Origin of the sequence: Faecalicatena contorta (assembly GCF_021531895.1) — a bacterium.
Taxonomy (GTDB): Bacteria; Bacillota; Clostridia; order Lachnospirales; family Lachnospiraceae; genus JAFBIX01.
The window spans coordinates 1-413 of record NZ_JAFBIX010000087.1; the positions used below are offsets into that span (position 1 = coordinate 1).

The 413-nt window shown below is 42.9% G+C and carries 1 protein-coding gene and 1 rRNA gene; both read right to left on the reverse strand.

Annotation, left to right across the window (positions count from 1 at the left end; translation table 11 throughout):
- Positions 1-163: 163 nt before the first annotated feature.
- Entirely contained in the window at positions 164-286 is a 123-nt protein-coding gene (locus JQM81_RS13640; protein ID WP_268826671.1) for a hypothetical protein, read from the reverse strand.
- Position 287: 1 nt separating this feature from the next.
- Positions 288-405, reverse strand: a 5S ribosomal RNA gene (gene rrf, locus JQM81_RS13555).
- Positions 406-413 lie beyond the last annotated feature (8 nt).

The following is a 413-nucleotide window of genomic DNA, read 5'->3' on the forward strand; positions in this document are numbered from 1 at the left end:
ATTACTCTGTTTATAACAATTACCTCGGATGTCTTGATTAAGATATTTATCTTATCATTTCTATTTCTTATATGCAATTTTCAAGGTACATATTGACTGAATTTTTATCAGTCATTAGAAACCTGAACCTTCCGTTCAACTCTCTAATCACTGGTAAAACCAGTTATAGTAACAGCACTGCCCTGCTGATTGGGTTGGCGGTGATAAGTTGTTGCTCATCCTTGCCAGTATCTATATGAATTCTCCCGAACATCTGCAGCGAATCTGCATTTGCTCTTTTTTTCATAATCTGGCGGCCACCTACTCTCCCGCACCGTCTCCAGTGAAGTACCATCGGCCGCTTAAGGCTTAACCATCGTGTTCGGGATGGGTACGGGTGTGTCCCCTAAGCGCATCGCCACCAGAAAGATCCC